The 23,803-nt window shown below is 67.3% G+C and carries 21 protein-coding genes; 13 read left to right on the top strand and 8 right to left on the bottom strand.

What is annotated here, in order from left to right:
• Positions 1 to 33: 33 nt before the first annotated feature.
• The 7 genes from P8T65_RS31985 (at position 34) to P8T65_RS32015 (ending at position 6,623) form a co-directional block, all read left to right on the top strand.
• Positions 34 to 723, top strand: a complete 690-nt coding sequence (locus P8T65_RS31985; protein ID WP_316728658.1) for a response regulator — start codon at positions 34 to 36, stop codon at positions 721 to 723.
• Complete coding sequence (locus tag P8T65_RS31990) at positions 720 to 1,595, top strand: glutamate ABC transporter substrate-binding protein (protein WP_316728659.1); 876 nt, start codon at positions 720 to 722, stop codon at positions 1,593 to 1,595. Before P8T65_RS31985 ends, P8T65_RS31990 begins: the two co-directional genes overlap by 4 nt.
• Positions 1,596 to 1,706: 111 nt before the next feature.
• Positions 1,707 to 2,486 carry an amino acid ABC transporter ATP-binding protein gene (locus tag P8T65_RS31995; RefSeq protein WP_316728660.1) on the top strand — a complete coding sequence of 260 codons (780 nt, stop codon included), beginning with the start codon at positions 1,707 to 1,709 and terminating at the stop codon, positions 2,484 to 2,486.
• Between the two features lie 82 nt (positions 2,487 to 2,568).
• The gene (locus tag P8T65_RS32000; protein ID WP_316728661.1) at positions 2,569 to 3,399 is read left to right on the top strand and encodes a glutamate ABC transporter substrate-binding protein; all 831 of its coding nucleotides are present in this window, start codon (positions 2,569 to 2,571) and stop codon (positions 3,397 to 3,399) included.
• A gap of 76 nt (positions 3,400 to 3,475) precedes the next feature.
• On the top strand, positions 3,476 to 4,144 hold the full coding sequence (locus P8T65_RS32005) for an amino acid ABC transporter permease (protein WP_316728662.1): 669 nt from the start codon (positions 3,476 to 3,478) through the stop codon (positions 4,142 to 4,144).
• Positions 4,141 to 5,031 (top strand): amino acid ABC transporter permease, encoded by an 891-nt coding sequence (locus tag P8T65_RS32010; RefSeq protein ID WP_316728663.1) that lies wholly within the window; start codon positions 4,141 to 4,143, stop codon positions 5,029 to 5,031. The genes P8T65_RS32005 and P8T65_RS32010 overlap by 4 nt, the downstream gene beginning before the upstream one ends.
• A 164-nt stretch (positions 5,032 to 5,195) precedes the next feature.
• The gene (locus P8T65_RS32015) at positions 5,196 to 6,623 is read left to right on the top strand and encodes an aspartate ammonia-lyase (protein WP_316728665.1); all 1,428 of its coding nucleotides are present in this window, start codon (positions 5,196 to 5,198) and stop codon (positions 6,621 to 6,623) included.
• Positions 6,624 to 7,633: 1,010 nt separating this feature from the next.
• On the opposite strand, the gene P8T65_RS32020 is transcribed toward P8T65_RS32015, so the two are convergent.
• Entirely contained in the window at positions 7,634 to 8,620 is a 987-nt protein-coding gene (locus P8T65_RS32020) for a GDP-L-fucose synthase (RefSeq protein ID WP_316728666.1), read from the bottom strand.
• Positions 8,617 to 10,152 (bottom strand): polysaccharide biosynthesis tyrosine autokinase, encoded by a 1,536-nt coding sequence (locus tag P8T65_RS32025; RefSeq protein WP_316728667.1) that lies wholly within the window; start codon positions 10,150 to 10,152, stop codon positions 8,617 to 8,619. Before P8T65_RS32025 ends, P8T65_RS32020 begins: the two co-directional genes overlap by 4 nt.
• 179 nt (positions 10,153 to 10,331) lie before the next feature.
• Here P8T65_RS32025 and gmd point away from each other — a divergent pair, with 179 nt between their 5' ends.
• The 4 genes from gmd (at position 10,332) to P8T65_RS32045 (ending at position 15,805) form a co-directional block, all read left to right on the top strand.
• Positions 10,332 to 11,423 (top strand): GDP-mannose 4,6-dehydratase, encoded by a 1,092-nt coding sequence (gmd, locus tag P8T65_RS32030; protein ID WP_316728668.1) that lies wholly within the window; start codon positions 10,332 to 10,334, stop codon positions 11,421 to 11,423.
• 636 nt (positions 11,424 to 12,059) lie between these two features.
• Positions 12,060 to 12,815: a hypothetical protein gene (locus P8T65_RS32035; RefSeq protein ID WP_316728669.1), complete on the top strand. Its 756-nt coding sequence runs from the start codon at positions 12,060 to 12,062 to the stop codon at positions 12,813 to 12,815.
• A gap of 244 nt (positions 12,816 to 13,059) precedes the next feature.
• Positions 13,060 to 14,439, top strand: a complete 1,380-nt coding sequence (locus P8T65_RS32040) for an O-antigen ligase family protein (protein WP_316728670.1) — start codon at positions 13,060 to 13,062, stop codon at positions 14,437 to 14,439.
• A gap of 22 nt (positions 14,440 to 14,461) precedes the next feature.
• On the top strand, positions 14,462 to 15,805 hold the full coding sequence (locus P8T65_RS32045) for a hypothetical protein (protein WP_316728672.1): 1,344 nt from the start codon (positions 14,462 to 14,464) through the stop codon (positions 15,803 to 15,805).
• A gap of 90 nt (positions 15,806 to 15,895) precedes the next feature.
• Here P8T65_RS32045 and P8T65_RS32050 read toward each other — a convergent pair whose 3' ends face one another.
• The 6 genes from P8T65_RS32050 to P8T65_RS32075 all read right to left on the bottom strand — a co-directional run bounded on the left by P8T65_RS32050 (position 15,896) and on the right by P8T65_RS32075 (position 21,953).
• Positions 15,896 to 16,825, bottom strand: a complete 930-nt coding sequence (locus P8T65_RS32050; protein WP_316728673.1) for a phosphotransferase — start codon at positions 16,823 to 16,825, stop codon at positions 15,896 to 15,898.
• Entirely contained in the window at positions 16,822 to 17,571 is a 750-nt protein-coding gene (locus P8T65_RS32055) for a class I SAM-dependent methyltransferase (protein WP_316728674.1), read from the bottom strand. Before P8T65_RS32055 ends, P8T65_RS32050 begins: the two co-directional genes overlap by 4 nt.
• Positions 17,572 to 17,617: 46 nt before the next feature.
• The gene (locus tag P8T65_RS32060) at positions 17,618 to 18,526 is read right to left on the bottom strand and encodes a glycosyltransferase family 2 protein (protein WP_316728675.1); all 909 of its coding nucleotides are present in this window, start codon (positions 18,524 to 18,526) and stop codon (positions 17,618 to 17,620) included.
• Between the two features lie 146 nt (positions 18,527 to 18,672).
• A complete protein-coding gene (locus tag P8T65_RS32065; RefSeq protein ID WP_316728677.1) occupies positions 18,673 to 20,004 on the bottom strand; it encodes a glycosyltransferase family 4 protein in 1,332 nt (443 codons plus the stop codon).
• Positions 20,005 to 20,022: 18 nt separating this feature from the next.
• The gene (locus P8T65_RS32070) at positions 20,023 to 20,886 is read right to left on the bottom strand and encodes a WecB/TagA/CpsF family glycosyltransferase (protein ID WP_316728678.1); all 864 of its coding nucleotides are present in this window, start codon (positions 20,884 to 20,886) and stop codon (positions 20,023 to 20,025) included.
• 65 nt (positions 20,887 to 20,951) lie between these two features.
• Positions 20,952 to 21,953, bottom strand: a complete 1,002-nt coding sequence (locus P8T65_RS32075; RefSeq protein WP_316728679.1) for a UDP-glucuronic acid decarboxylase family protein — start codon at positions 21,951 to 21,953, stop codon at positions 20,952 to 20,954.
• A 191-nt stretch (positions 21,954 to 22,144) separates the two neighbouring features.
• Here P8T65_RS32075 and P8T65_RS32080 point away from each other — a divergent pair, with 191 nt between their 5' ends.
• Positions 22,145 to 22,804: a sugar transferase gene (locus P8T65_RS32080; RefSeq protein WP_316728680.1), complete on the top strand. Its 660-nt coding sequence runs from the start codon at positions 22,145 to 22,147 to the stop codon at positions 22,802 to 22,804.
• A gap of 184 nt (positions 22,805 to 22,988) precedes the next feature.
• Positions 22,989 to 23,801 carry a hypothetical protein gene (locus tag P8T65_RS32085; RefSeq protein ID WP_316728681.1) on the top strand — a complete coding sequence of 271 codons (813 nt, stop codon included), beginning with the start codon at positions 22,989 to 22,991 and terminating at the stop codon, positions 23,799 to 23,801.
• Positions 23,802 to 23,803: the final 2 nt, after the last annotated feature.

Genomic DNA, 23,803 nt, shown 5'->3' on the forward strand with positions numbered 1-23,803 from the left:
GTCTGGACGGTCGCCGAAACGAGGAGCGTGGCGATGGCGTCGAAGGAGATAACCCTTCTCATTGTGGACGACGACCCTGTCGTCACCACTGCCCTACGGGCGCAGGTCAATCGGATCTCCGGGTTCCGGGTCGTGGCCGTCGCCCACACCGGACGCGAGGCGCTGGCCGCCACGCGCCGGTTCGCACCGCGCCTGGTGCTCCTTGATCTGCACCTGCCCGACATACCCGGCCTGGACGTGGCCCACCAGCTTCGGCGTCCCGACTACCCGCCCACGGACGTCATCGTGATCTCGGGCAGGAGGGAGTCCGCCGCCGTACAGGCGGCGATGCAGCGCGGCGCCCTCTACTACCTGATCAAGCCCGCCCGGACGGGCACCGTGGAGCAGACCCTCCTCAGATACGCGGCAGCGTCGGCCCATCTGTCGGCCAGCGGCCAGATGGTGGAGCAGCGCGCGATCGACCGCGTCTTCCGTTCCCTGCACCTCGACGCGGTGGTCCGTCCCACCGGAATCTCGCCCGCCACCGAGCAGGTGGTGCTCGACGCGCTGGCCGCCGCGGGACGGGACCTGTCGGCGCACGAGACCGCCGAGGCGGTCGGTATCAGCAGGGCCACCGCCAGGCGTTATCTCGAGTACCTCACCGACCGGGGGGACGTCGTGGCGAACCTGCGCTACGGGTCGTCGGGGCGGCCGCAGCACCGCTACCGCTTCTGCGATTCATGACCTCCCGCCGCTCGATACTGGCCGCGCTGACCTGTCTGGTGCTCGGCGCCTGCGGCCTACCAGGGCCGGACTCCGGGCCACGGTTCCCCGAGGGCTCGACCATGGCCCGCATCGAGGACCGGAGCGTGTTCACCGTCGGCATCAAGTTCGACCATCCGCTCTTCGGGTTCAAAGATCCCTCGACCGGGCGGATCACCGGATTCGACGCGGAGATCGCCCGCATGGTGGCGAAGGACCTCACCGGCAGCGAGGGCAGCATCCGGTTCATCGAGACCATGCCGCGCAACCGCGAGGACTTCCTCCGCCGTGGTGTCGTGGACATCGTGGTGGCGACGTACTCGATCAGCGAAGAGCGCCGCAAGCTGGTGGACTTCACCGACCCGTACTACTACTCCAGGCAGGACGTGCTGGTCCGCAGCGATGAACGGGGCATCCGTGACCTCGCCGACCTCGCCGGCCGGGAGGTGTGCACGGCAGCGGGCTCCACGTCCGCGCAGCGGTTGCGGGGCGAGGTCTCGCGCGCCCGACTGGTGATCGTCGACACCTACAGTGAGTGCATGTCGGCGCTGGTCGACGGGCGGATCGACGCGATCAGCACGGACGAGTCCATCCTGCTGGGCCTGATGAGCCAGTATCCGGACACGGTCCGACTCGTCGGCAGGCCGTTCGGCAGGGAGCCGTACGCCATCGGTGTGCGCCGGGGCGACACCCAGTTCCACGACTATCTCAACGGGCTGATCCAGCAGTACGTGAGCGACGGCCGATGGGACGAGGCATTCCGGGACACCATCGGCGTGATGAACGTGTCCGCGAAGACGGCCAAGCCGTCCCTGTCCCCCTCCTCACCCCCCATTTCCTCACCGTCCCGCTGAGCACAAAGCGCACAAGCCCTTCGCGGCAGTGCGCTCCTCCTACGGTGACGCCATCGCCGCCGAGAACGGCACTGCGGCCGGCGAATCCGAGGAAGGGAGGGACGTGTTCCCATGACCGAGGTTATGTCCGCGACGCATCAGCGGGCGGTGCCGGGTACCCACCTGGTGGTGCTCGACAAGGTCAACAAGCACTACGGGCACCTGCATGTGCTGAAGGACATCGACCTGGCCGTGAGCCGCGGTGAGGTCGTCGTGCTGATCGGTCCCTCCGGGTCCGGCAAGTCCACGCTCTGCCGCACCATCAACCGGCTGGAGACGATCGATTCCGGCACCATCACCGTCGACGGAACGCCGTTGCCCTCCGAAGGCAGGCAGCTCGCACGACTGCGCGCCGAGGTCGGCATGGTCTTCCAGAGCTTCAACCTCTTCGCCCACAAGACCGTCCTGGACAACGTCATTCTCGCCCCGGTCAAGGTGCTGAAGCAGAACCGGAGGGCCGCCGAGCAGCGCGCCCACGAACTCCTCGACCGGGTCGGTATCGGGGCCCAGGCCCACAAGTACCCGGCCCAGCTGTCCGGAGGACAGCAGCAGCGGGTGGCCATCGCCCGGGCCCTGGCCATGGACCCGAAGGTGATCCTCTTCGACGAGCCGACCTCCGCCCTCGACCCCGAGATGGTCAACGAGGTACTGGACGTGATGACGGCCCTCGCCCGGGACGGCATGACGATGGTCGTGGTGACGCACGAGATGGGCTTCGCCCGCCGGGCCGCCGATCGCGTCGTGTTCATGGCCGACGGCCAGATCGTCGAGGAGAACACCCCCCACGAGTTCTTCGACCACCCGCGCAGCGAACGCGCCCAGTCGTTCCTCGCCAAGATCCTCACCCACTGACACCTGGACCCGCCGGCCGTCCAAGGACCGGGCGCACCCGCACATCCAGAACCTCTTCCCGTCTGCCATCGAAGGATTCAGCATGTCCAAGAGACTGATCAGCGTCGCTCTCACCGCCGTGATCGTCGTACTGAGCGTCGGCGCCTGCGGAAACGGCGGCGACGACACCGGATCGTCCGTCGTCGACCGGGCCGCGAAGGACAAGAAGCTCGTCATCGGCGTGAAGGCCGATCAGCCCGGGCTCGGCCTGCGCACCCCGAACGGGACCTTCACCGGCTTCGACATCGACGTCGCCAAGTACATCGCCAAGGAGCTCGGAGTCGACGAGAAGGACATCACCTTCAAGGAGGCCGTGTCGGCCAACAGGGAGGCGTTCCTCCAGCAGGGCCAGGTCGACATGGTCGTCGCCACCTACTCCATCAACGACGCCCGCAAGCAGAAGGTCTCCTTCGCCGGGCCCTACCTGGTCGCCGGCCAGGACCTGCTGGTCCGCAAGAGCAACAAGGACATCACCGGTCCGCAGTCGCTCAACGGCAAGAAGCTGTGCTCGGTCGCGGGCTCGACCTCCGCGCAGCTGATCAAGGACAAGTACGCCGAGGAGGTGCAGCTCCAGGAGGAACGGACCTACTCCGCATGCGTGGACCGGGTGCTCAGCGGCCAGTTGGACGCGGTCACCACCGACAACTCCATCCTCTACGGCTACGCGGCCCAGCACCCCAGCGAGTTGAGGGTGCTCGACTCGCCCTTCAGCGAGGAGAACTACGGCATCGGGCTGAAGAAGGACGACAAGAAGGGCCGGGAGGCCGTCAACGACGCACTGGCCAAGATGGCTTCCGACGGCTCCTGGAGGGATGCGCTCAACGCCAACCTCCCCGCCTCCGGATTCACTGTCCCGCGCCTCGAGCGGTACTGACGACGACGCCGAACCGCGGGCCGCCGGGCAGCAGGTTCACCCGCACCGCCCGGCCCCGCCCCGATTGAAGGTACTGATGGACGCACTGTTCACCGAGCGAGAGACGATCCTCGCCGCGTTCTGGATGACCCTGCGGCTCACCGCCGTCAGCGCGCTCGGCTCACTCGTGCTCGGCACCGTACTGACGGGGATGCGCGTCTCGCCCCTCCCGGTGCTGCGCACCGCCTCCCAGGTCTACGTGACGGTGGCCCGCAACACCCCGCTCACCCTGGTCCTGCTGTTCACCAGCCTGGGCGTGGGCGCCAATCTCGGTGTGGAGTTCTCCGCACAGATCAGCGTCAACAACTACTGGCTCGCCGTCCTCGGCCTGACCGCGTACACGTCGGCGTTCGTGTGCGAGGCCCTGCGGTCGGGCATCAACACCGTCCCCGTCGGGCAGGCGGAGGCGGCCCGGGCGGTGGGGCTCGGGTTCGGTCGGACTCTGGGCTCCGTCGTTCTGCCCCAGGCGTTCCGGGCGGTGATCCCGCCGCTCGGAAGCATTCTGATCGCGCTGACCAAGAACACCACCGTCGCCCTCGTGGCAGGGGTGGCGGAAGCCTCCGTCCGGATGCGGGAGATGATCGAAATCTACGGCGACCAAGTGATCCAGATCTTCCTCGGCTTCGCGGCGGGCTTCGTGGTGCTGTGCCTGCCGACCGGCCTGCTGTTCGGCTGGCTCTCGCGTCGCCTGGCGGTGGCCCGATGAGCGGCTACTCGAATCTGTACGAGGTCCCCGGCCGCCGGGGAATCATCCGCAACCGGGTGCTGGCGGCGGTGATCACCGTCGTCTTCGGCTGGCTCGGATACGTGGTGTACGCGCGGTTCGACGAGCGTGACCAGTGGGCGGCGGAGAAATGGCAGCCCCTGCTGCGCGCCGACGTCTGGACGACGTTCATCCTGCCGGGCCTGGAAGGCACTCTCAAGGCCGCAGGGCTGGGGATCGTGCTCGCGGGCGCCTTCGGGCTGGTCTTCGCGACGGCTCGGATGTCCGAACACGCTTGGATCCGTGTGCCCGCCGCAGCGGTCGTCGAGTTCTTCCGGGCCGTTCCCCTCCTGCTGCTCATCTTCTGCGCGTTCTTCGGCTCCTTCGCGATCACCGGAACGACCATCTCCCCGTTCGCCGCCGTGGTCCTCGGCCTCACCCTCTACAACGGGTCGGTCATCGCGGAGACGCTCCGGGCCGGAGTGAACAGCCTTCCCAAGGGACAGGCGGAGGCCGCACGGGCGCTTGGCATGAGCAAGGGCCAGACGATGGTGTTCGTCCTGATGCCCCAGGCGATCGTGGCCATGATGCCGGCCATCGTCAGCCAGTTCGTCGTCCTGCTGAAGGACTCTGCCCTGGGATTCATCGTCGGCTACGACGAACTCGTCGACCGTGGCCTGAACGGCATCGCCGCCAACTTCTCCAACGTGATCCCGGCTGCCCTGCTCGTCGCGGCGACATTCATCGCGATCAACACGGCGCTCGACGCGTTGGCGCACTGGCTGCAGCGGCGGGTCAGCAAGGGCAGAAAGGTGACGCGCGAGCCCGGCAAGGGCACGGCCGCACCGCCGTCCGCTGCCGTGGACAGCGCGCTCGCCAAACAGCTCTGACACCGGCGCGGGCGCGGAATCCCGGGACCCACCGCAGCCCACCGGGCCACGGGGCGCGGGTCCCGACTCAGCCGCCACGCCACAGGCCTGTCCCGAAGCCGGCCTGTCCCGAAGCCGGTGGCAGGACCAGCGGTGATCCGCCCAGATCAGGAGTACAACCCTTCATGGACGAGCAGTTCCGCTACGAACACGACCTCCTCGGCGACCTTCCGGTGCCCCGATACGCCTACTTCGGCATCCACACCCTCCGGGCGGTGCACAACTTCCCCATCACCGGCACCCGTATCTCCACCCACGGCGACCTGGTCAACGGGCTGGCGGCCGTCAAGCAGGCGGCGGCGCTGGCCAACCGCGACCTGGGGCTCCTGGACGCCGACAAGGCCGAGGCCATCGTCGCCGCCTGCGAGGAGATCCGCTCCGGCGAGCTCCACGACCAGTTCGTCGTGGACGTCATCCAGGGTGGCGCGGGCACCTCCACCAACATGAACGCGAACGAGGTCATAGCCAACAGGGCCCTGGAACTTCTCGGTCACAACCGCGGCGACTACCACCACCTGCACCCCCTCGACGACGTGAACGCCGGGCAGAGCACCAACGACGCATACCCGACGGCGGTCAAGGTGGCCCTGCAGGCAGGCACTCACCGTCTCCAACAGGCCATGGCCACCCTGCGGCAAGCCTTCCGGGCCAAGGCCGACGAGTTCGCCGACGTCGTCAAGACCGGCCGCACGCAACTCCAGGACGCGATACCCATGACCCTCGGCCAGGAGTTCGGCGCGTACGCGGTGATGCTGGCCGAGGACGAACAGCGCCTGGCCGAGGCGACCACCCTGATCCGGGAGATCAACCTCGGAGGTACGGCCATCGGTACCGGCCTCAACTCCCACCCCCGCTACGCGGCACTGGCCTGCGCACACCTCAGCACCATCACCGGCGTGCCCCTGTCCACCGCCGCCGACCTGGTGGAGGCCACCCAGGACGCCGGAGCGTTCGTCCAGCTCTCCGGGGTGCTCAAGCGCATCGCCGTCAAGCTCTCCAAGACCTGCAACGACCTGCGTCTGCTGTCCTCCGGGCCCCGCGCAGGCCTCGGCGAGATCAACCTCCCCGCCGTACAGGCCGGCTCCAGCATCATGCCCGGCAAGGTCAACCCGGTGATCCCCGAGGTCGTCAACCAGATCGCCTTCAAGGCCATCGGCAATGACATCACCATCACCATGGCCGCTGAAGCGGGCCAGCTCCAGCTCAACGCCTTCGAACCGGTCATCGCCCACTGCCTGTTCGAAAGTCTCGGTCAGCTGGAGGCCGGATGCCTGACGCTGGCCGACCGCTGCGTGAACGGCATCACCGCCAATCGCGAGCACCTGCGCGCGGTCGTGCTCAACACCATCGGGATCGTCACCGCCCTCAGCCCCGTCATCGGCTACGCGCAGGCCAGTGCCGTCGCACAGGAGGCACTGGACAGAAACCTGCCCGTGGCCGACGTGGTCCTGGCACGGGAACTGCTCGCCGCCGACGAACTCCGGCGCGCTCTGCGTCCCGAGACGCTCGCCAGAAGTAGTGACCGGGAGTCGCACGCACGCGCGTCGGACTGACCTGCCGCCCTCCACGGACGCGGCCCGCCACGCGGCGAGCACCATCACCGCGAAGGCCCCGGTCCGGGAACGCCGGCCGGCCCGCGCCCATGTCACCGCTGAACTCAACGCCGCCGATGCAAGGCGCTCGGCTGAGTAACCCCAGCCGAGCGCCTTTTCAGTGACCAGCGGAAACGTCAAGGCCCTTGCTCCTGCGGGGGCCTTCTTGCGTCCTTCAAGATTGCTTGCTCGCCCGATGCTCACCCGAAGCGGGAACCCGCCACGTTCACGGTCCAGCCGCCCGGTTCGGGCGCGGCCTGGCGGGAGCAGAAGGCGAGAGGGCCTCCGGCTGTGTGCCAGGGGCCGTCCTGCGCATGGGCAGTTACTGTCGCGGTTATGGTGATCGGCCGGCGCTGAGCCGCCGAAGAACGTCCGGCGTGTCGACGTCGACGACCTGACCGCCCTCGTTGCGGCACTCGGCGTAAGCCCGAACACCCTGCTGCTCCCCCACCAGGGTCCGGAGCTACGACCGGTCGCCAGCCAGCTGGGCGTGTGCGCTTCGAGGACTCCGGAGGCGGCGGGGCGCCTGTCGGGTCGCCGTGACGAACCACAGAACCAGCGAAGTACGTCGAACCCGGGGCTGTGTCGGTCGTGACGTCCGTGCGGTGCTCGGCGGGTGTGCTCGGCTCTGGGTCCTGGGCGTTGCTGTCCGTGCCGGGGAGCGTGAACGATGTGCCAGACTCAGCGCGGGGCCGTGGCGCTGCCTGGCCGGTGTTGGCGTAGTAGGCAGCAGCGCTGCCCGCGACAAAGAAGTGCTGCCACCGCCCCGCCTATGCAGTGCGCGAGGTGCCGTCTACGCCGTACGGCTCTGGATCCTTCGTATTCGTAGGAGGTGAGCGACGGTGTGCTCACCGCGATCCGACTACGCCGAGCGTGCACTCGCACTGGTCGATCAGCACCGCATGAGATGGTCCTCCCGGCAGCGCCGTGGCCGTGCGGTGCCGAGTTCGTGCGCGGAGCGGCGCGGAGTGTCACAGGGCGGCGGACGCTCGGTGTTCCACGTACCAGGCGTACGCTTCGGCGATCCCCTCCCGCAGGCCGATACGCGGGGCCCATCCCAGAGTGGTGATCCGGGAGACGTCAAGGACCTTGCGTGGGGTGCCGTCCGGCAGGGCCGCGTCCCACTCGATGGCCCCCTGGTAGCCGACGACCTCTGCCACCAGTTCGGCGGCCTCCCGGATCGTCAGGTCCGTGCCGGTGCCGACATTCACCGATCCGTCCGCGTCGTAGTGCTCCAGCAGGTACAGGCATGCCCGAGCCAGATCATCCACGTGCAGGAACTCCCGGCGAGGTGTTCCGGTACCCCAGTTCACCACTTGCCGTGCCCCTGCCGTTCGGGCCTCGTGGAAGCGCCGGATCAGTGATGCCAGGACATGGGAGTGCTCGGGATGAAAGTTGTCGCCGGGGCCGTAAAGGTTGGTCGGCATGGCGGAAATCCAGGGGAGACCGTGCTGCCGCCGCACGGCCTGCACGTGCAGGAGCCCGGCGATCTTGGCGATGGCGTAGGCGTCGTTGGTCGGCTCCAAGGCACCGGTCAGCAACGCCTCCTCTCGAATGGGCTGGTCGGCGAATTTCGGATAGACGCAGCTGGAGCCCAGGAACAGCAACCGCTCCACCCCCTGTTCCAGGGCCGCGTCCAGCACGTTGACCTGGATACGCAGGTTGTCGGAGAGGAACTCCGTGGGACGGGTGGCATTCGCTTTGATCCCGCCCACCCGGGCGGCGGCCAGCACCACCACATCCGGCCGGGTGGCCGCGAACCAGTCGAGGACGGCACGGCGCTCGCGCAGGTCCAGTTGGGCGGAGCCGGGGCCGACCACGTCGGTGAAGCCCTCCCGCTCCAGATGCCGGCACACCGCGGAACCGACGAGTCCACGGCTTCCGGCCACGAATACGCGCGCGGAGCGGTCGAGGGGGCGGTGAGCGTACCCGCACGGTGCTGAGGCGGGGGAGCTCACCGCTGAGCGCTCCGGTCGGCGGTCATGGCGTGAGGCTCGCCGTCGAGTGCCTCCTGCGTGCCCGTGGCCTGGGCATCCTGCTCTCCGCCTGGAGTCGGCAGGGCCGGAGCGCCACCGGCGGGCGGCATGTGCCCGCTGCCGCGTCGCTTGGAGAATAGGCCGGCTGTCCGGTGCTGCGGCCGGTATTCGTACGCATAGCCATACGTGCTGCCCTCCTCCTTCGACGACGTCATGTTCAGGACCGTACCGAGCACGGAAGCACCGACCTGCTGCAGTGTGCGAAGAGCTGCGCCGACCTGGTCGCGGCTGGTGCGTGAAGCCCGCACCACCACCAGGTAGCCGTCCACGACGGTGGCGATCACGGATGCGTCCGCCACCGGCAGCACCGGCGCGGTGTCCACCACGACATGGTCGAACTTCTCGGCGAGGTCGCGCAGCACGGCCTTCAACTGGTCGCTGCCCAGCAGCTCGGTGGGATTGGGCGGCACCGAGCCACTGGTCAGCACCGAGAAGGAGCCCCCGGACTGCAGCACTTGGTGCACCTCGGCCTGGCCGATCAGCACGGTGGTCAACCCGGCGTCCCGCACCAGCCCCAGGACGCGGGCCGTGGAAGGCCGGCGCAGGTCGGCGTCGACCAGGCACACCGAGGCACCGGTCTCGGCCAGCGCCGCGGCCAGGTTGATCGCGACACTGGTCTTCCCCTCACGAGGCAGCGGGCTGGTTACCGCGATCACCTTCGGCGGCTGGTCCACGTCCACAAACCGCAGACTGGTGCGCAGCTGCCGGAAGCCCTCGGCGCGCAGTCCGTGCAAGTCGTCTAGCAATGCCACGGGATGGCGGGTGGTCCGCGGGTCGTGCGCGACGCTCCCGAGCACGGGAGGGCCGCCGAACCCGGCCAGGAGCTCGGTGAGACTCTGAAGGCCGCGTACCGAGCGATCCATCGACTCCCTGGCCACGGCGAATCCGGCCCCGAGGGCCAGCCCGGCCATCAGCCCGATGGCGAGGTTCACCGCCGGGCGCGGGGAAGAGGGAGCGGAGGGCACGGAGGCCGGTTGGGTGATGCTCAGCCGCACCGGGGACGTCCTCGCGTCCTCCGGGCGCTCAAGGCCGCGGACCACCTCTGCGAAGCGCTTGGCCACAGCGTTGCTGATGCGGGCAGCCCGCTCCGGCCGGGTGTCCGTGACGGTGAGCCGGAGCAGCACCGTGTCAGGCTGCGTGGTCGCGCTGATGCGACGGCTCAGTTGATGCGGCGTCATGTCGAGATCCAGGGCCTCCACGACGTGCCGGGACACCAGAGGACTCGCCGCCACCTCCGCGTACGACCGGACCCGAGCCTGGGTGAAGACATTTCCTTGTGCGAGCTGGAGGGTGTCGGACCCCTCCCGCACGGACACGAAGAGCTTCGCGGTGGCCCGGTACTCGGGGTTCGCCGTGTAGGTGATGAGTGCACCGACCGCCGTTCCGAGCAGGGCCAGCACAGTGATGGCACGCCAGCGGCGAGAGAGGACTCGTAGGTAGTCGCGCAGGTCCAAGACGTCCGTCCCTGATCGGATCAAGTGAGTGCCGCCCTTACCGTACGACACCAATGAACAAATGAGAGGTATATGCCTTGAGGTGGACAAAGATGGCAATAAGCGCTATCCCGGCGAATTGGCGAATCCGGCTGCTGCGTGATCCGATCATCTGCGTCATCCCTCGGCAAGGAGTGCAAGTGACTGTCAAGAAAGCGCTCATCACCGGCATTACCGGCCAGGACGGCTCCTACCTCGCGGAGCTGCTGCTGCAGAAGGGCTATGAGGTGCACGGAATCGTCCGTCGCGCCTCGACCTTCAACACGCAACGCATCGACCACCTCTACCGGGACCCGCACGATCCCGAGGCGCGCCTCTTCCTGCACTACGGCGACTTGACGGACGGAACCAGGATGGCGGGGCTGCTGGAACGGCTACAGCCGGACGAGGTCTACCATCTGGCCGCCCAGTCGCATGTACGGGTGTCCTTCGACGAACCCGAGTACACGGGTGACTGCACTGCGCTCGGAACGACGCGGTTGCTGGAGGCCATCAGGACGACGGGCCTTCCCTGCCGTTTCTACCAGGCCTCCAGCTCGGAGATGTTCGGCGCCTCCCCGCCGCCTCAGCACGAGGACACGCCCTTCCACCCTCGCTCTCCCTACGGTGTCGCCAAGGTCTACGCCTACTGGGCGACCCGCAACTACCGTGAGGCGTACGGGATGTACGCGGTCAACGGCATCCTGTTCAACCACGAGTCCCCTCGCCGCGGCCCCACCTTCGTCACGCGCAAGGTGGCCATGGCCGCCGCACGTATCAAGGCGGGCCTGCAGGACGTCGTCTACCTCGGCAATCTCGACGCCCGACGGGACTGGGGGTACGCGGCCGAGTACGTCGAGGCGATGTGGCTGATGCTGCAACAGGCGCAACCGGATGACTATGTGGTCGCCACCGGCGCCAGCCACAGCGTGCGCGACTTCGTCGAACACTGCTTCGCCCATGTCGGTCTCGACTGGCGCGACCACGTCCGTTTCGATGACCGCTATCTGAGGCCCACCGAGGTCGACGACCTGGTCGGTGATGCCACGAAAGCCGAGCGGGTCCTCGGATGGCGCCCGACAGTCCGCGCCCCTGAGCTGGCCCGTCTCATGGTCGATGCCGAAATCGCGGCGCATGAACCTGTGCCTTCCGCGCTGGACAGCCTGCCCGCGCCCGCCCCGATGCTGCGGATGGAACGGCTCTGCCACGATGCGCCCGTCCCCGGTACTGCCGGAGAGAGGAACCCAGTGTGAGGGGCACCGCCACATGGGGACGCGGCCAGCGAGGAAGCAGCATGCTCAGGACGGGGATCGCCGACCCCTCGAGACCCGGATCCTTCGCCCACTCGGCTCGCGCCAAACAGCGGCACGAACTGCTGCGTTGCTTTCCCGAGCTGGCCGAGACGCGCGTTCCGGATCTCGGCGGGACCCCGGCTTCATGGCGCAGCGAACCCGTCCGGCCGGCGCATGTGGTGATGGTGAATCTCGACCCGCACACCGCCTGGCAGGCAGAGCCCGGCGTCATCCCGGTTGCGGGAGACGCGTGCGATCCTCTCCTGCCGGCCCCCTTGTCGGCCGAGCGACTCGACCTCGTTTACTCGAACTCCGTCCTTGAACACGCCGGCGGCCACTACCGGCGACGTCCCCCGCGCCGGACGCGCGCAAGCGCTCCGTCAGGTTCAGGAAGTCGAGCTTCTGTCGGTGACTGAGATTCGGTCCTATTTCCCCGCCTCCCGCATCTGGATCGAACGCTTCGCCGGGCTTCCCCAATCGCTGGTTGCGAGGAAGTGACGGTTTCAGCCCTTCTCCGAACCCGGGTGAGTCCCACACCCCAGACCAATCGGTCCGCAGCCCATGACGCAGAGAATGAGCGAGGGAGTAGCGCATCCCATGGCAATCCACCAGAGCGAGCAGACGACCCGAACGACCACCGTCCCTCTGCTGGGATTCATCCGCAAGCCGATTACGGGAATTCGCAGGATGCACCCATGGCTCTACCCGGCATGGCCGGCCCTGAACGGGCAGCGCTTCCGTCAGGAGATGTTCCGCTCCCTGCTTCGGGAGCTCCAGCCACAGGCCGTCTTCGAATCCGGAACGTACCGCGGTGCCACCACGCAATTCCTGTGGCACGTCTCCGGACGTCCCGTGTACACGGTGGAGAAAGAGCCTGCCTTCGCTCGTCTGGCAGCTCGACGCTTCCGGAACGTCTCGGACATCAGAGTGATCAAGTCGGACTCCAGGAAGGCGCTCCAGGGACTTCGTGAGGACTCCTCGTTCCCGAAGTCCCGCGTTCTCTTCTATCTCGACGCCCACTGGGAAGATGATCTGCCCCTCCGAGAAGAGGTGGCCGTCATCACCGACAGTTGGACGGACTCGCTGATCCTGATCGACGACTTCAAGGTTCCCGATGACCCCGGCTATGGGTTCGACACATACGCGGAGACACAACTGTCAGTTGAATACCTGGGCCATGCGGTCGGGGAGTACAAGGTCTTCTGGCCGAACTGTCCATCGGGCGAGGAAACCGGCGCACGTCGCGGCTGCGTACTGCTGGCGGCTCCAACCCTCGCCGACAGGATGGCAGCGCTGGATGCGGTGCGAAGCATGGACGACAGTGTGCCACTGTGCCGTGCGTGCAGCCGGTGAGCGCAGTCGCTGCACACCGGGCCGCCGACGGCACCAGGGGTACTGGTCATGCTGGCTTGCGGTGCTGGCTCGCACCGCTCAGCAGAGCACCCGGCAGAGCCGCAACCGGTAGGGAGTGAGCGTGACTGTCGGGGCGGCTCCCGTCGACGCCGAGGAGGCGAATGCCTCAGCGGCCCAAACCCTTCCTGCGAGTCGGCCATTCTCACTGGCTTCCCGCCGTACACATCATGCCATCGCAGGCACTATGGCCGTCATTACGCTCCTGGCCGGGGGACGCTGGGTATCCCATATCGAGGCTGGTCCCGTCTACATCACCGACGTACTGCTGGCTGCCGCCGTTCTGCACACGGTGTGTTCCCGCCTCCTGGTCAAGCACCACTCGGGTAGCAACCAGGGGCCCGGTGTCCTGGTCGGACTGGTGGTTCTCGCCACGCTGGTTCGCGTCATCCCGTCCGAGGGGGAGGCGCTACTGATCGCACGCGACGCGGCGCCTTTCGTCTATGTGGCCGTCGCCTACCTCTCGGCAAGGGGATATCTCCTTGCGGGTGAGCCCGACCGGCGGCGGACGGCCCGGCTTGTCCACGGTGCACTGGTGATCCACTTGTGCTGGGTGGCGTGCGTGGTTCTGGTGCCCGACCTCTCATCGGCGCTCAGCGAGTCCTGGAGCGGTCCGATCCTGGAAGTGAGATCGGATCTCGACACAGCGTTGCTCGGCATCCTGGCGGGAGTGTCGATCCTTCGGTTCCGCCGCAAGGAGGGGACCTGGATGAGTGCATCGCTGGCCGGAGCCTCAGTGGCTCTGGCTCTCACCATGCACTCCAGAGCAGGTCTGCTTGCCTGCGGAATCTGCGTCGTGGCCGCCATGGCCGGCGGTACCAACAGGAACGCCGGGGCTTCGGTTCGCACGGTGGCTCTCGGTGTGTCGGCGGTGATTCTGCTGATCGCGCTGCTTCCGAGCAGCCCGGCCGCTCAGCGCCTGATCGCGACTGTGGACCGGACAGCAGCCTCGCAGACGCTCGCCGTCAGTGCCGAAGGGACCTCGAACGCAAGGAAGGTGGCGTGGGAAAGGGTCATCAGATTCACGCTCGCCGAACCGGCCCGGGTAATGATCGGTGTCGGCTTCGGACCTGACTTCCTGAAGGACGCGGATGCCGATCTGACGCTCGGTTCGCAGACCTACCAGAGGGTACGTTCCCCGCACAACTACCTCCTGACCGCTTTTGCGCGGCTCGGTCTCCTCGGACTGACCGTGATCGCTGCGCTTCTGGCCACAGTCCTCGCCGCCGCGATCAGGGAGCTGTGGGCACGGCATCAGCCGGACGAACTCACCTTCATGTGTGTGCTCGTGGTGATGTCCCTGTTCGTCATTGCGATGCTGGGGGTTGTGCTGGAGTCTCCGTTCGGCGCAGTCCCCTTCTTCTGGGCCGGGGGAGTACTCCTGGCTCGCCGCCATCAGCGGCGACGCTCCTCGGCGAGAACAGCTCACGTGGCCCCGTCAGTCCCATACCGAGGGCGGCGCCTCATCGGAGCCCCTCCGGAGGGCGCCGGATCCCTGGCAGCGGTGGCCGAGTCGGCTCCTTCCCTCCCCATGGAGCCGACTGCGCGGGCTGTGCGTCAGCGGTGACCGGCCAGAGGAAGTGACATCGATGAGCTCATCGCCCCGTGAAAGCTCGGAGACCGAGGCCCCCGACGTGTCCGCAGTCGGATCCAGGGCCTCCCTACAGGTCGTCCTGAGATCGTTAACCGCAAAGGCCGTTGTGCTCGTTCTGGGGGGAGCCGCCACACTGCTGTCGGCGCGCAGTGTGGTCGAGACTCTCGGTATTGCCGGCTATGCGCTCGTCGCCCTGGTCAGTACGTTGCCGACGCTGCTCGCGGTCTGTGACCTCGGGGTCGGAGCCGCCGTGATTGACGCCTTCTCCAGCCGTGACCGTGAACACATGCTCCGCACCATCACCGCGGGCGCCCGGACGCTTCTGTGCGCGGGCTCAGCCATTGCCGTATGCGGAGTCCTGACGGCCGTCTCGGGAGCGACCGACTCACTGCTCGACAGCGCGTCCGGAGCGGATGTCGCCTCCTGCATCGCCGTCGTTGCCGTGCTGTTCGGCTGCAGCCTGCCTCTCAGCCTGGGCGGATCGGTGCTGGCGGGCCTGGGCCGCTATCACTTCGCCGTGCTGCTGCAAGGAGCCGGCACGGTGCTCGCATTGACCGTCGTACTGCTCGGAGCCGCGTATAACGCGCCCCCTGCGGTCTTCGTCGCATCTGTGCTTGTCGGACAGTGTGCCGCCGGAGCGGCCAGCCTGTTGCTGGCTGGCCGCATGCTGAGCCTGCGCTTGCTCCGTGTCGTGCTCTTTCCGCTTCGTCGCTCCCCAGGCACCCGAATCATGCAACTTGCAGGACCGATGGCTGTGATCAAGGTGACCTCCGCCGTCGCCTATGGGGCGGATCGCCTTGTCCTCAGCAGCGTTGCGCACCCCGTCGCCGTGGCCGTCTATTCGGCGGGAGCCCAGCTCTACGCTCCTGCCTCCGCGCTCGTTGCAGCGGCGGCGCTGCCGCTGTGGCGAATGTTCAGTAGGCATCGTCGTACCTCCCCGCAGGCACCGCGTCGCCAACTGCTTCAACTCACTGCGTATTTCACCGCGGGCGGCCTAGCGATCAGTGTCCTGCTGGTGACGGCCGGCCCGACCGTGGCGAATTGGATGCTGCACGACCGTGCTGCCGTCGGGCCGGGGCTGATGGCTGCCTTTTCCGCCTTGCTCCTCACCCACGCGGTGAACTACCCCGTGGCGATGTGGTTCTCGGATCCGGCAGGTCTCCGCTTCCAGGCTGTGCGTGCATCCCTCATGGCCGTTGTCAACCTGGCGGTGTCGATTCCGCTGGCCTACTTCATGGGACCCGCAGGACCTGTGCTCGCCTCCGCCGGTGCCCACTTTCTGTGTGTGACCGTCCCCTGTCATCGCAGGGTCTTCAGTCGTCGTGGCAGGGCGGCGTAGTGCTGGCATCGGAACGCCGTCCCGACGCCTCGGCGGAGCCGTTGACTGTCTTCTCGGGCGTTCACACGGGTGTTCCGCGGGCGCGTGGAGTCAGGTGACCTTGAGGCCCAGCTTCGAGGCGACGTGGTCGCGGAATGCGCCTACCCGTCGGACGCTCGCCGCGGGGGCCGAAGCGAAATAGGACCGGAGTGCTTGGTCGACCTCTGGCTGAGGGCAGCCGATTCGCGTGGCAAGCTGCGCCAAGGTCCCCTGCGGCTCAATCAGTTCACGAACCACAGCCCTCGCCTTGATCCATCGGAGATGTCCACCCGCCTGGACGAGGTAGTGAATGACGTCCCGCAAGGGACGCTGGGTCAGTGACGCGCACTCCCAGTCGACGATGCCCAGCCCCTGGGGAGTTCTGAGGATGTTCCAGGGCGCCAAGTCGCCGTGCCCCAACGAGCACGTGCCGCTGTCCGGTCTGCCGAGTGCCGCGGTGATGCCCAGCAGCTCGTCGCGGGAGAGCAGTCCCGCCTGGCGGCAGTTCGACCAGGCCCGACTCATCACTACGAAGTGGTCCCCCACGAAGTCCGCGAAGAGGAGTTCGGGGACCTTGAACGGAAGCCCCATCGAGGGGATTTCTGTGAGAACTTCCCCTTCGTTCTGGAGACGCCGGTCATCGCCGTTGCCAACCTTGAGCACGTAGCGAGGGCGGCCAGAAGCAGAGAGGGCGGCAACGCATCTTCCCGGCGTGGACGAGTGCATGAAGGCCATGCCGTCGACGTCCTCGGGCAACGCGTGGAGGAGGGTGTCCGCGAAGGCCAGCGGATTGTCGACCTTGGGCCCGATCCGCATGCGCATCACGAGCTGGTCGAAGAGGGCGGCCGCACGGCCGACAGGTCGCAAGGGCCGATCGATGGTGCGCGCGGCTGCCGTGCCGTGTCGTCCGCCCGTGCTCCGCAACTCGATGCGCCGGCCCAGTGGACCGGCGCGCAACAGCCCGCGCTGCCAGGTGAACTGCGAAACGTCCGCCATCGTCATCTCACAGCTCTCGACACGTAGAGCTGCTCGACCATCAGTCCTCCAGCGATCCTCTGCAGAGGCGGCCTGCATGCGACCGCATCGGCCCTTCTCAGAGCCGCAGCAGGCAGATTCCGGTGCAGGACGGGAGGGAAGGCCGAGAAGCCACGGCGGGATTCGACCCGGAATCCGGATGCGTGCAGAAGCTCGATGATGTCCCTGTGTCGCAACTCGTTCGGGCGCTCCGGCCTGCTCTTGGGCACGCGAACGGCGATGGACCGCAGACTGGGACAGTGCCCATGGTTGTTCAGGATGAGGAGAGCACCTGGCTCCATGTGCTGCCTGATCTTGCGGAGAACAGGTACCCTGACCTCTTCAGGCGCATTCAGAAGAAAACGAAAGACAGTGACGGCATCGTACGGGCCTGCCAGCAGGTTCTCGGTGAGTACGCAGCCGGTCCTGATGAGTGCTTCGGGGCTGGCCTCTGCCGCGTGCTTGGCCATCTCCGCCGAGATGTCAACGCCCGTCAGCTCGTCCGCCACACCTTCCAGTCCTCGCAGAATGCGGCCGGTTCCACAGGCGAAGTCGAGAACCCTGAGGCATCCGCGACGTGCCCGCTCACGCCGAAGCACGTCCAGCAGGACAGGCCTTTCAAGACGCCAGACATGGTCGTCGTAGCTACCCTCGTCGTACTGGCGATTGTAACGTTCCACCCGTTCCTCGTCGATGAACTTTGCTTCATAGCCGCTCCAGCCTGAACGCATCATGCAGGACCCTCTTCTTTTCGGTCGCAGTGGGAATTTCGGTTTCCTCTCAAGAGGAAGCCCGAACGTCCACCAGCTGTTTGGCGCAACGCAGGGCACTTTCGTTCAACCACCAGCGAAGATCTTTGCTCCGGGCCAACCGATTGGCCCGCAGCTGCCTGGTGTATCCATGGCTCGCCACCTTCTGGGCTGCGTGCACCGACATGCCCACAAGACGGGAGGTGCGTCGCGCTAGCGCTGTTCTGGGAAGGCCGTGTACCGACGACATGAGATCGAACTCGGCCTGGTACCTCTCGGCGGGTTGTTGCGTGACTTGAGCGTCATGCACCCGATATGCCGCCAACGGGCGGGGCAGGTAACGAAAACGTGCTCCGTCGGCCGCAAGGGAGAGCCACAGATTCCAGTCCATGACCCTGCGCAGCCGTGGGTCCCAAGACGTCTGCGTCAAGCGGTGACGGCGCACGAAAGTGGCGCAGGACGGAATGAAGCAACCGTACTTACTCAAGGTGAAGTGCGAGAAACGGTGTGCGGGGAGGAGCCTCAGGTACCGGCCATGCGCATCCACGAATACGCAGTCCCCGAAGACCACATCGGTTTCCGGTTCGGCGGCGATCACGTCGGCTACCACCGCGACGGCGTCCGGGAGATAGAATTCGTCGGCGTTGAGCCAGCCGAGCCAGTCCGACGTGGCACGGGCCGCAGCCCGGTTCATTGCGTCGGATTGTCCGCGATCGGGGATGCTCCTGTGATCCAACTGGGGGTGCCGTCGCGAAAGATCCTCCAGCAGTTGTGCCGATCCGTCAGTGGACGCCCCGTCCTGCACGATGTGTCTGAGGCCGGGGTAGCGCTGACGTGCGACCGATACCACCGCGTCCTCGATATATTGGCGATAGTTCATACTCGGCGTGAGAATGTCGATCGTGGGTCGTCCGATCGTCAATGGGTTCTCCTTGTCCATGCCCGCTTGGAAAGCGGCTCGATAACCGGAGATGAGCCCGCGCCCAATATTCTTGACGAGCCTGTCGTCCGCATACTGACACGCTGAGACACGCTCGGATGGCGGGTGCCGGTCAAGAGAGCCGGAGTGGGGCCCAGGCCGCAGCGTCAGTGCGACGAGGGGGTGCCGGCACCTCGGGCCCGGCGATGTGCGGCCTGCTGCACCGCGCTCTCGTAGACGGCAGCCATGGCGACTGTCCACGACGCTGCGGCGTACCGCTCGGTGTGCACTTCCCGGCAGTGCTCACGCAGTGCGGGAAAGAGGTCGCGAGCCGCTGCGAGCGCGTGCGGTAGATCGTCGGCGCCCCGGTAGACCGCGCCCGTACCGTCACGAAGCACACTGTCTGCCGCGGCTGACCCGCTCAGGGCAAGCACCGGCACCCCCGCGGCCATGGCCTCCTGGTAGATGACAGGTGCCATTTCGGGGCAGACACTTGGGAAGATCAGCCCCGTGTAGTGGGGCAGTCGGTCCAGGAGCTGCTCACGCGGGAGCGCGCCGAGGATTCGACCACCCTTGGGCAGGGCTTCCCGGCAAGCCACCTCCAACGGTCCGGATCCGATCACGTCCAGCCGTTCGCTCGCTGGCCAGTGTTCCAGTAGCGGAATGATGCCCTTCTCCTCGCTCAGCCGGCCCGCAAAGACCCAGCGGCTGCCCGCTCCCGGTTCTTCCAAGGCGTCCTGGGAGCGCACGGCTCGTGCGCCGTTGACGAAATTCGGTACCAGAGCGAATTTCTCCGCCGGCAGCCCGAAGCGAAGGTAGAAGGCGCGGCTGTACTCGGAGAGCACCACCAGCCGGTTGGCCCGACGCAGTACGGGATGGGCTGCCGGACCTCTTCTCCCGGCCCACGCAAGGGGCAACGTCGCTCTGCGCGCGCTCCGGTAGCAACCGTGCCGCAGTCCCGCCCACCGCTCTCCGTCGGGACATGCGGTGCACATCCTCCCGTCACGGAAGAGCGTTCCGGCCGCGCAGGCCGGACGGTAGTTGTGCACCGTGGCGACGAGGGCGCCAGGCCAGCGCTCCAGCCAGCTGGTGCCGAAGTTGGGGAAGAGGTTATGTACGTGAACGACATCAGGGGCCAGTCGCTCCAGTTCCGCCAGGGGCGACCGACCGTGGCCGGTGGCGACTCGGATCGCAGCCCGCAGGGTGTACCCCGGCTCAGCCTGCAACACGTCGGTATGCGCGGCGACGATGGTCACCTCGTGCCCGGCGACGCGCAGCGCCTCCGCCTGGTCGAGCACGACGGTGTTCTCGCCGCTGGGCTGGAGCGAGGAGTAGAAGCTGTGTACCAGCGCCACTCGGTAGGTTGCGGGATGTCCGCGCGGACCCTCGGCCCGGAGGTGGTGGCGGATATGCGGGTAGCCCTTTGCGTAGTCATGCCCGATTCGGTGCTCACGCTCTCGCAGCTCCCGCATCGACGGTTTCGCCGGAGTGATCGTCATGGCCGTACCCTAGGAACCTCACGGGGGAGTCTTTTGGACTTGGCCGACGAGTTGGCCCGAATTCAGGCCATCGGCCGCGGGGCGCACCGCACTGTCGGCGGTGCGCAGGGGGCGGCTCGCTTGGCGTACCACGCCCCGAACGAAACGCGCGTTGCCGAACAGGTACCGCCGCCACAGCCGGCGTGGCTCGCATCCCAGACGGAAGAGCCATTCCATTCCGTTGCGCTGCATCCAGGGCGGTGCCTGCCGCTTGGCGCCGGCGATGAAGTCGAAGGCGGCGCCCACGGCCACGGCCACCACGGGAAGTGCGGCACACAGGTCGGCGGCCCAGCGGTCCTGCTTGGGGGTGCCGAGTCCCACCCAGACGATGTCCGCTGCGACGGAACGAATGTCCTCCACCTGTTGGCGCAGTTCCTGGGGGGACAACGGCCGGAAGGGTGGGGAACTGGTGCCGACGATCCGTGTCCCCGGACAACGCTGTCGCAGTTCCCGGTGCAGCGCGTCCAGCACCTGGGGCGTGGAGCCCAGCAGGTAGTGGTTCAGTTCGGTGTGCTGGGTGAGGGCGAAGACGTCCAGCAGGAGGTCGGGGCCGTAGACGCGAGTGCTCGGCAGGGTGGCACCACGGTGGAGCAGTTGGTTGGCCCATACGACCGGCTGTCCGTCGGGGAGGTTGAGAGAGGCCGAGCGCAGAATGCCGTGCAGCTCGGGGTCCCGGTCCGCGAGGGCGAGCGTGTACGCGTTGGACAGATGGACATCGCTGCCAAGAGGGACACCGTGGGCGTCCGGTCCGCCGGTGTCCCCATGGCGTGCCGCGTGGATCCGATGGGCGAGGCGCACGACGTGGCGGGCCGCGCTCTCGCGGGTGTGCGCGGTGATGGGCACCCCCAGGCACTCGACCACGGGAGCGGGCGACGTCGGTCCTGTCGTTCGTGAGCTTGGTGGGGCGGTCATGAGGAAGCGGCTTCGGTGCTCAGCGGGAGTGCGGCGGGTCGGTTGTCGCGCTCGGCGAACTCGGAGAAGGGCAGACGGCGTCGGAAGTCGGTGATGGTGTCGCACAGGCCGCGCTCCACCGGGGTCGTGGGCTCCCAACCCAGGAGGTCGCGGGCCAAGGTGATGTCCGGGCGCCGCTTTTCCGGATCGTCCTCGGGACGGGGGACCAGTGTGACCTCGGAGCTGGACCGGGTGAGTTTGCTGATCCACTGGGCCAGTTCGAGCATGGAGAGCTCGTGTGGATTGCCCAGGTTGACCGGCCCTCCGTGGCTGCTGGCGAGCATCCGCATCAACCCGTCGACCACATCGTCGACATAACACAGGGATCGGGTCTGACTCCCGTCGCCGGTGACGGTGATCGGCTCTCCGCGCAGCGCCTGGTGAATGAAGGTGGGGATGGCCCGACCGTCGTCCAGGCGCATCCGCGGGCCGAAGGTGTTGAAGATGCGCACGATCTTGGCGTCGACGCCGCGGCTCCTGCGGTACGCCATGGTCAGTGCCTCGCCGAAGCGTTTCGCTTCGTCGTACACCGACCGCGGACCGACCGGGTTGACATGGCCCCAGTAGTCCTCTGGCTGCGGGTGGATCAGGGGGTCGCCGTACGACTCGGAGGTGGAGGTCAGCAGGAACCGAGCATGCTTCGCGGCGGCAAGGTCCAGAGCGTGCCAGGTTCCGGCCGAGCCCACCCGGAGTGTCTCCAGGGGCAGTCTCAGGTAGTCCGCGGGTGAGGCGGGCGAGGCCAGGTGGAGGACAGCGTCCACCGGCCCCGGCACCTCCAGCCCCTGAGTGACGTCCCAGCGGCAGAACTGGAAGTGTCGCTCGCCCATGAGATGTTCGATGTTGTCGGCGCTGGATGTCATGAAGTTGTCCACGCAGACCACGTCGTGGCCCGCGTGGAGCAGTCGCTCACACAGGTGGGAGCCGACGAACCCGGCGCCACCCGTCACTACCGCTCGCATGGAGGTCCTCTCGGTAGGCCCTGCCCGAGCTGGTGGACGGGGCAACCCGCAGTGTCATTGTCGAAAATCAGGCATATGCCGTGTTTCTATTTATTGGCCAGGCGTGAGCTAAATGTGACGGCAAGTGCGTGGAAACACCTCGCGGTGGAGCACCTTTCACTCGTCTGTCGCACCAGGAGAAGGGGCGCGGAATGTCGGCACCCACTGCGGAGACGGCTCGCCGCTGGTCAAACGTGTGCCGCCTGCGGCGACGGGCGGGGCGGGCGGCCAAACGGACCATCGACATGGTGGGGGCCGTAGCGCTGCTCGTGTTGGCGGCGCCGGTGCTCCTCGCGGCCGTCGTCGCCGTGAGGGCAGACACTCCGGGGCCCGCACTGTTCCGTCAGCGGCGCACGGGCTGGTGCGGCAAGGAGTTCAAGCTCCTCAAGCTGCGCACCATGCAGGTCGGCTCCGAGGGATTGCGGGTGGCGCTGGCCGACCGAAACGAAGCCGACGGGCGGCTGTTCAAGATTCGCGAGGACCCCCGTGTCACCCCTGTGGGGCGTTGGCTGCGTCGCTACTCCCTGGACGAGCTGCCGCAACTGCTCAACGTGCTGATGGGGCACATGTCGTTGGTCGGCCCTCGGCCGTTGCCGGTCGAGGACTCGGACTTCACCGGGGAGGCGCGGCGTCGCCTGCTGGTCCGGCCGGGGCTCACCGGCTTGTGGCAGATCAGCGGCCGGTCCGACCTCGCATGGGAGGACGCGCTGCGCCTGGACCTGGAATACGTCGACACCTGGTCGATCCGGAAGGACCTGGTCATCCTTGCGAGGACGCTGCCTGTCGTACTGCGCGGTGACGGTGCGTACTGACACCGTCGGTGCCGAGCCGCCCCCGCGGCCGATGTGGCCGCGTGGATCTCGGGAGTGAGCCATTGGGGGGAACTTGAGGCGTCTCGCGCCAATTCAGGAGTGAATATGGATATATAGAAGGATATTGGTATCTGTTGGCGGCGCCGCCATCCGGACATGAGATCAGCTGGGAGATTGGTACAAGATGATCAAGTCCTCGCCTTGGCGGGCCGCCCTGGCTGCCACAGCCGCCACTTTCGTTGCCGTCGTACCGCTGGCGACCGCGCAGGCCGCGTATGCCGACGCGCCCACGAGTGTCTACCAGCCCTACCCGCCCGAGTTGAGCACTGCCACGGTGCCCGCGGGTGGAGTGATCTACTTCGTCGCAGAGGGGTTCGAGCCTGGTGAGGTGGTCACCGCAGCGCTCGTCCCGCAGTTCTCGACCGCCCTCAGCGGATCGTCCCGCAGCGGGGACGGTGAAGGCGGCGGGGACAAGTGCAAGGGGCGGGACGCGACCTACCAGGCCAACGCGATGGGCACGGTGTCCGGGTGCTTCCAGGTGCCCAAGAAGACTCCTCCCGGGCCCTACCTGTTCACGCTCACCGGCGAGGAGTCGGGAAGCGTCTCCGCGCCCCTGACGGTGACCGCGAAGAACGGGGCCGGGAATGAGTACGGGAACGGGCACGGCCCTTGGGAGGGTAGCGCGGACGGGGCGAGCCTCCCCTTGGAGGGCGGCGCCGAAGGTTGGCCCGGCACCGTCAAGGTCGCCGGCAACGGAAAGACCCTCGCCCTGAGGACCGGTGCCGCCGGGGAGCAGCCCGGCTCCGTCGGGACGACGAGTCAGCAGGCTCTGGCCGGCTACGACGCGACCAGTCACGTGAGTGGCGGCACGGTGCCGGCGGGTACCGGGTCGGGTACGAACTGGGCGCTGGTGGGTGGGGCTGCCGGGCTGGCCGCCATCGCCGTCAAGGCGGTCACGGTCGTACGGCGCCGTCACTCTCGCACCGAACAGGGCTGAGC

It is taken from the genome of Streptomyces sp. 11x1 (assembly GCF_032598905.1).
GTDB lineage: Bacteria > Actinomycetota > Actinomycetes > Streptomycetales > Streptomycetaceae > Streptomyces.

Coding starts and splice junctions, on each gene's coding strand:
- P8T65_RS31985 (WP_316728658.1), top strand. CDS start 34: ATGGCGTCGAAGGAGATAACCCTTCTCATTGTGGACGACGACCCTGTC.
- P8T65_RS32075 (WP_316728679.1), bottom strand. CDS start 21,953: ATGCGAGCGGTAGTGACGGGTGGCGCCGGGTTCGTCGGCTCCCACCTG.
- P8T65_RS32085 (WP_316728681.1), top strand. CDS start 22,989: ATGATCAAGTCCTCGCCTTGGCGGGCCGCCCTGGCTGCCACAGCCGCC.
- P8T65_RS32080 (WP_316728680.1), top strand. CDS start 22,145: ATGTCGGCACCCACTGCGGAGACGGCTCGCCGCTGGTCAAACGTGTGC.
- P8T65_RS32015 (WP_316728665.1), top strand. CDS start 5,196: ATGGACGAGCAGTTCCGCTACGAACACGACCTCCTCGGCGACCTTCCG.
- P8T65_RS31990 (WP_316728659.1), top strand. CDS start 720: ATGACCTCCCGCCGCTCGATACTGGCCGCGCTGACCTGTCTGGTGCTC.
- P8T65_RS32040 (WP_316728670.1), top strand. CDS start 13,060: ATGGCCGTCATTACGCTCCTGGCCGGGGGACGCTGGGTATCCCATATC.
- P8T65_RS32060 (WP_316728675.1), bottom strand. CDS start 18,526: ATGGACAAGGAGAACCCATTGACGATCGGACGACCCACGATCGACATT.
- P8T65_RS32000 (WP_316728661.1), top strand. CDS start 2,569: ATGTCCAAGAGACTGATCAGCGTCGCTCTCACCGCCGTGATCGTCGTA.
- P8T65_RS32065 (WP_316728677.1), bottom strand. CDS start 20,004: ATGACGATCACTCCGGCGAAACCGTCGATGCGGGAGCTGCGAGAGCGT.
- P8T65_RS31995 (WP_316728660.1), top strand. CDS start 1,707: ATGACCGAGGTTATGTCCGCGACGCATCAGCGGGCGGTGCCGGGTACC.
- P8T65_RS32035 (WP_316728669.1), top strand. CDS start 12,060: ATGGCAATCCACCAGAGCGAGCAGACGACCCGAACGACCACCGTCCCT.
- P8T65_RS32050 (WP_316728673.1), bottom strand. CDS start 16,825: ATGACGATGGCGGACGTTTCGCAGTTCACCTGGCAGCGCGGGCTGTTG.
- P8T65_RS32045 (WP_316728672.1), top strand. CDS start 14,462: ATGAGCTCATCGCCCCGTGAAAGCTCGGAGACCGAGGCCCCCGACGTG.
- P8T65_RS32005 (WP_316728662.1), top strand. CDS start 3,476: ATGGACGCACTGTTCACCGAGCGAGAGACGATCCTCGCCGCGTTCTGG.
- P8T65_RS32010 (WP_316728663.1), top strand. CDS start 4,141: ATGAGCGGCTACTCGAATCTGTACGAGGTCCCCGGCCGCCGGGGAATC.
- P8T65_RS32055 (WP_316728674.1), bottom strand. CDS start 17,571: ATGATGCGTTCAGGCTGGAGCGGCTATGAAGCAAAGTTCATCGACGAG.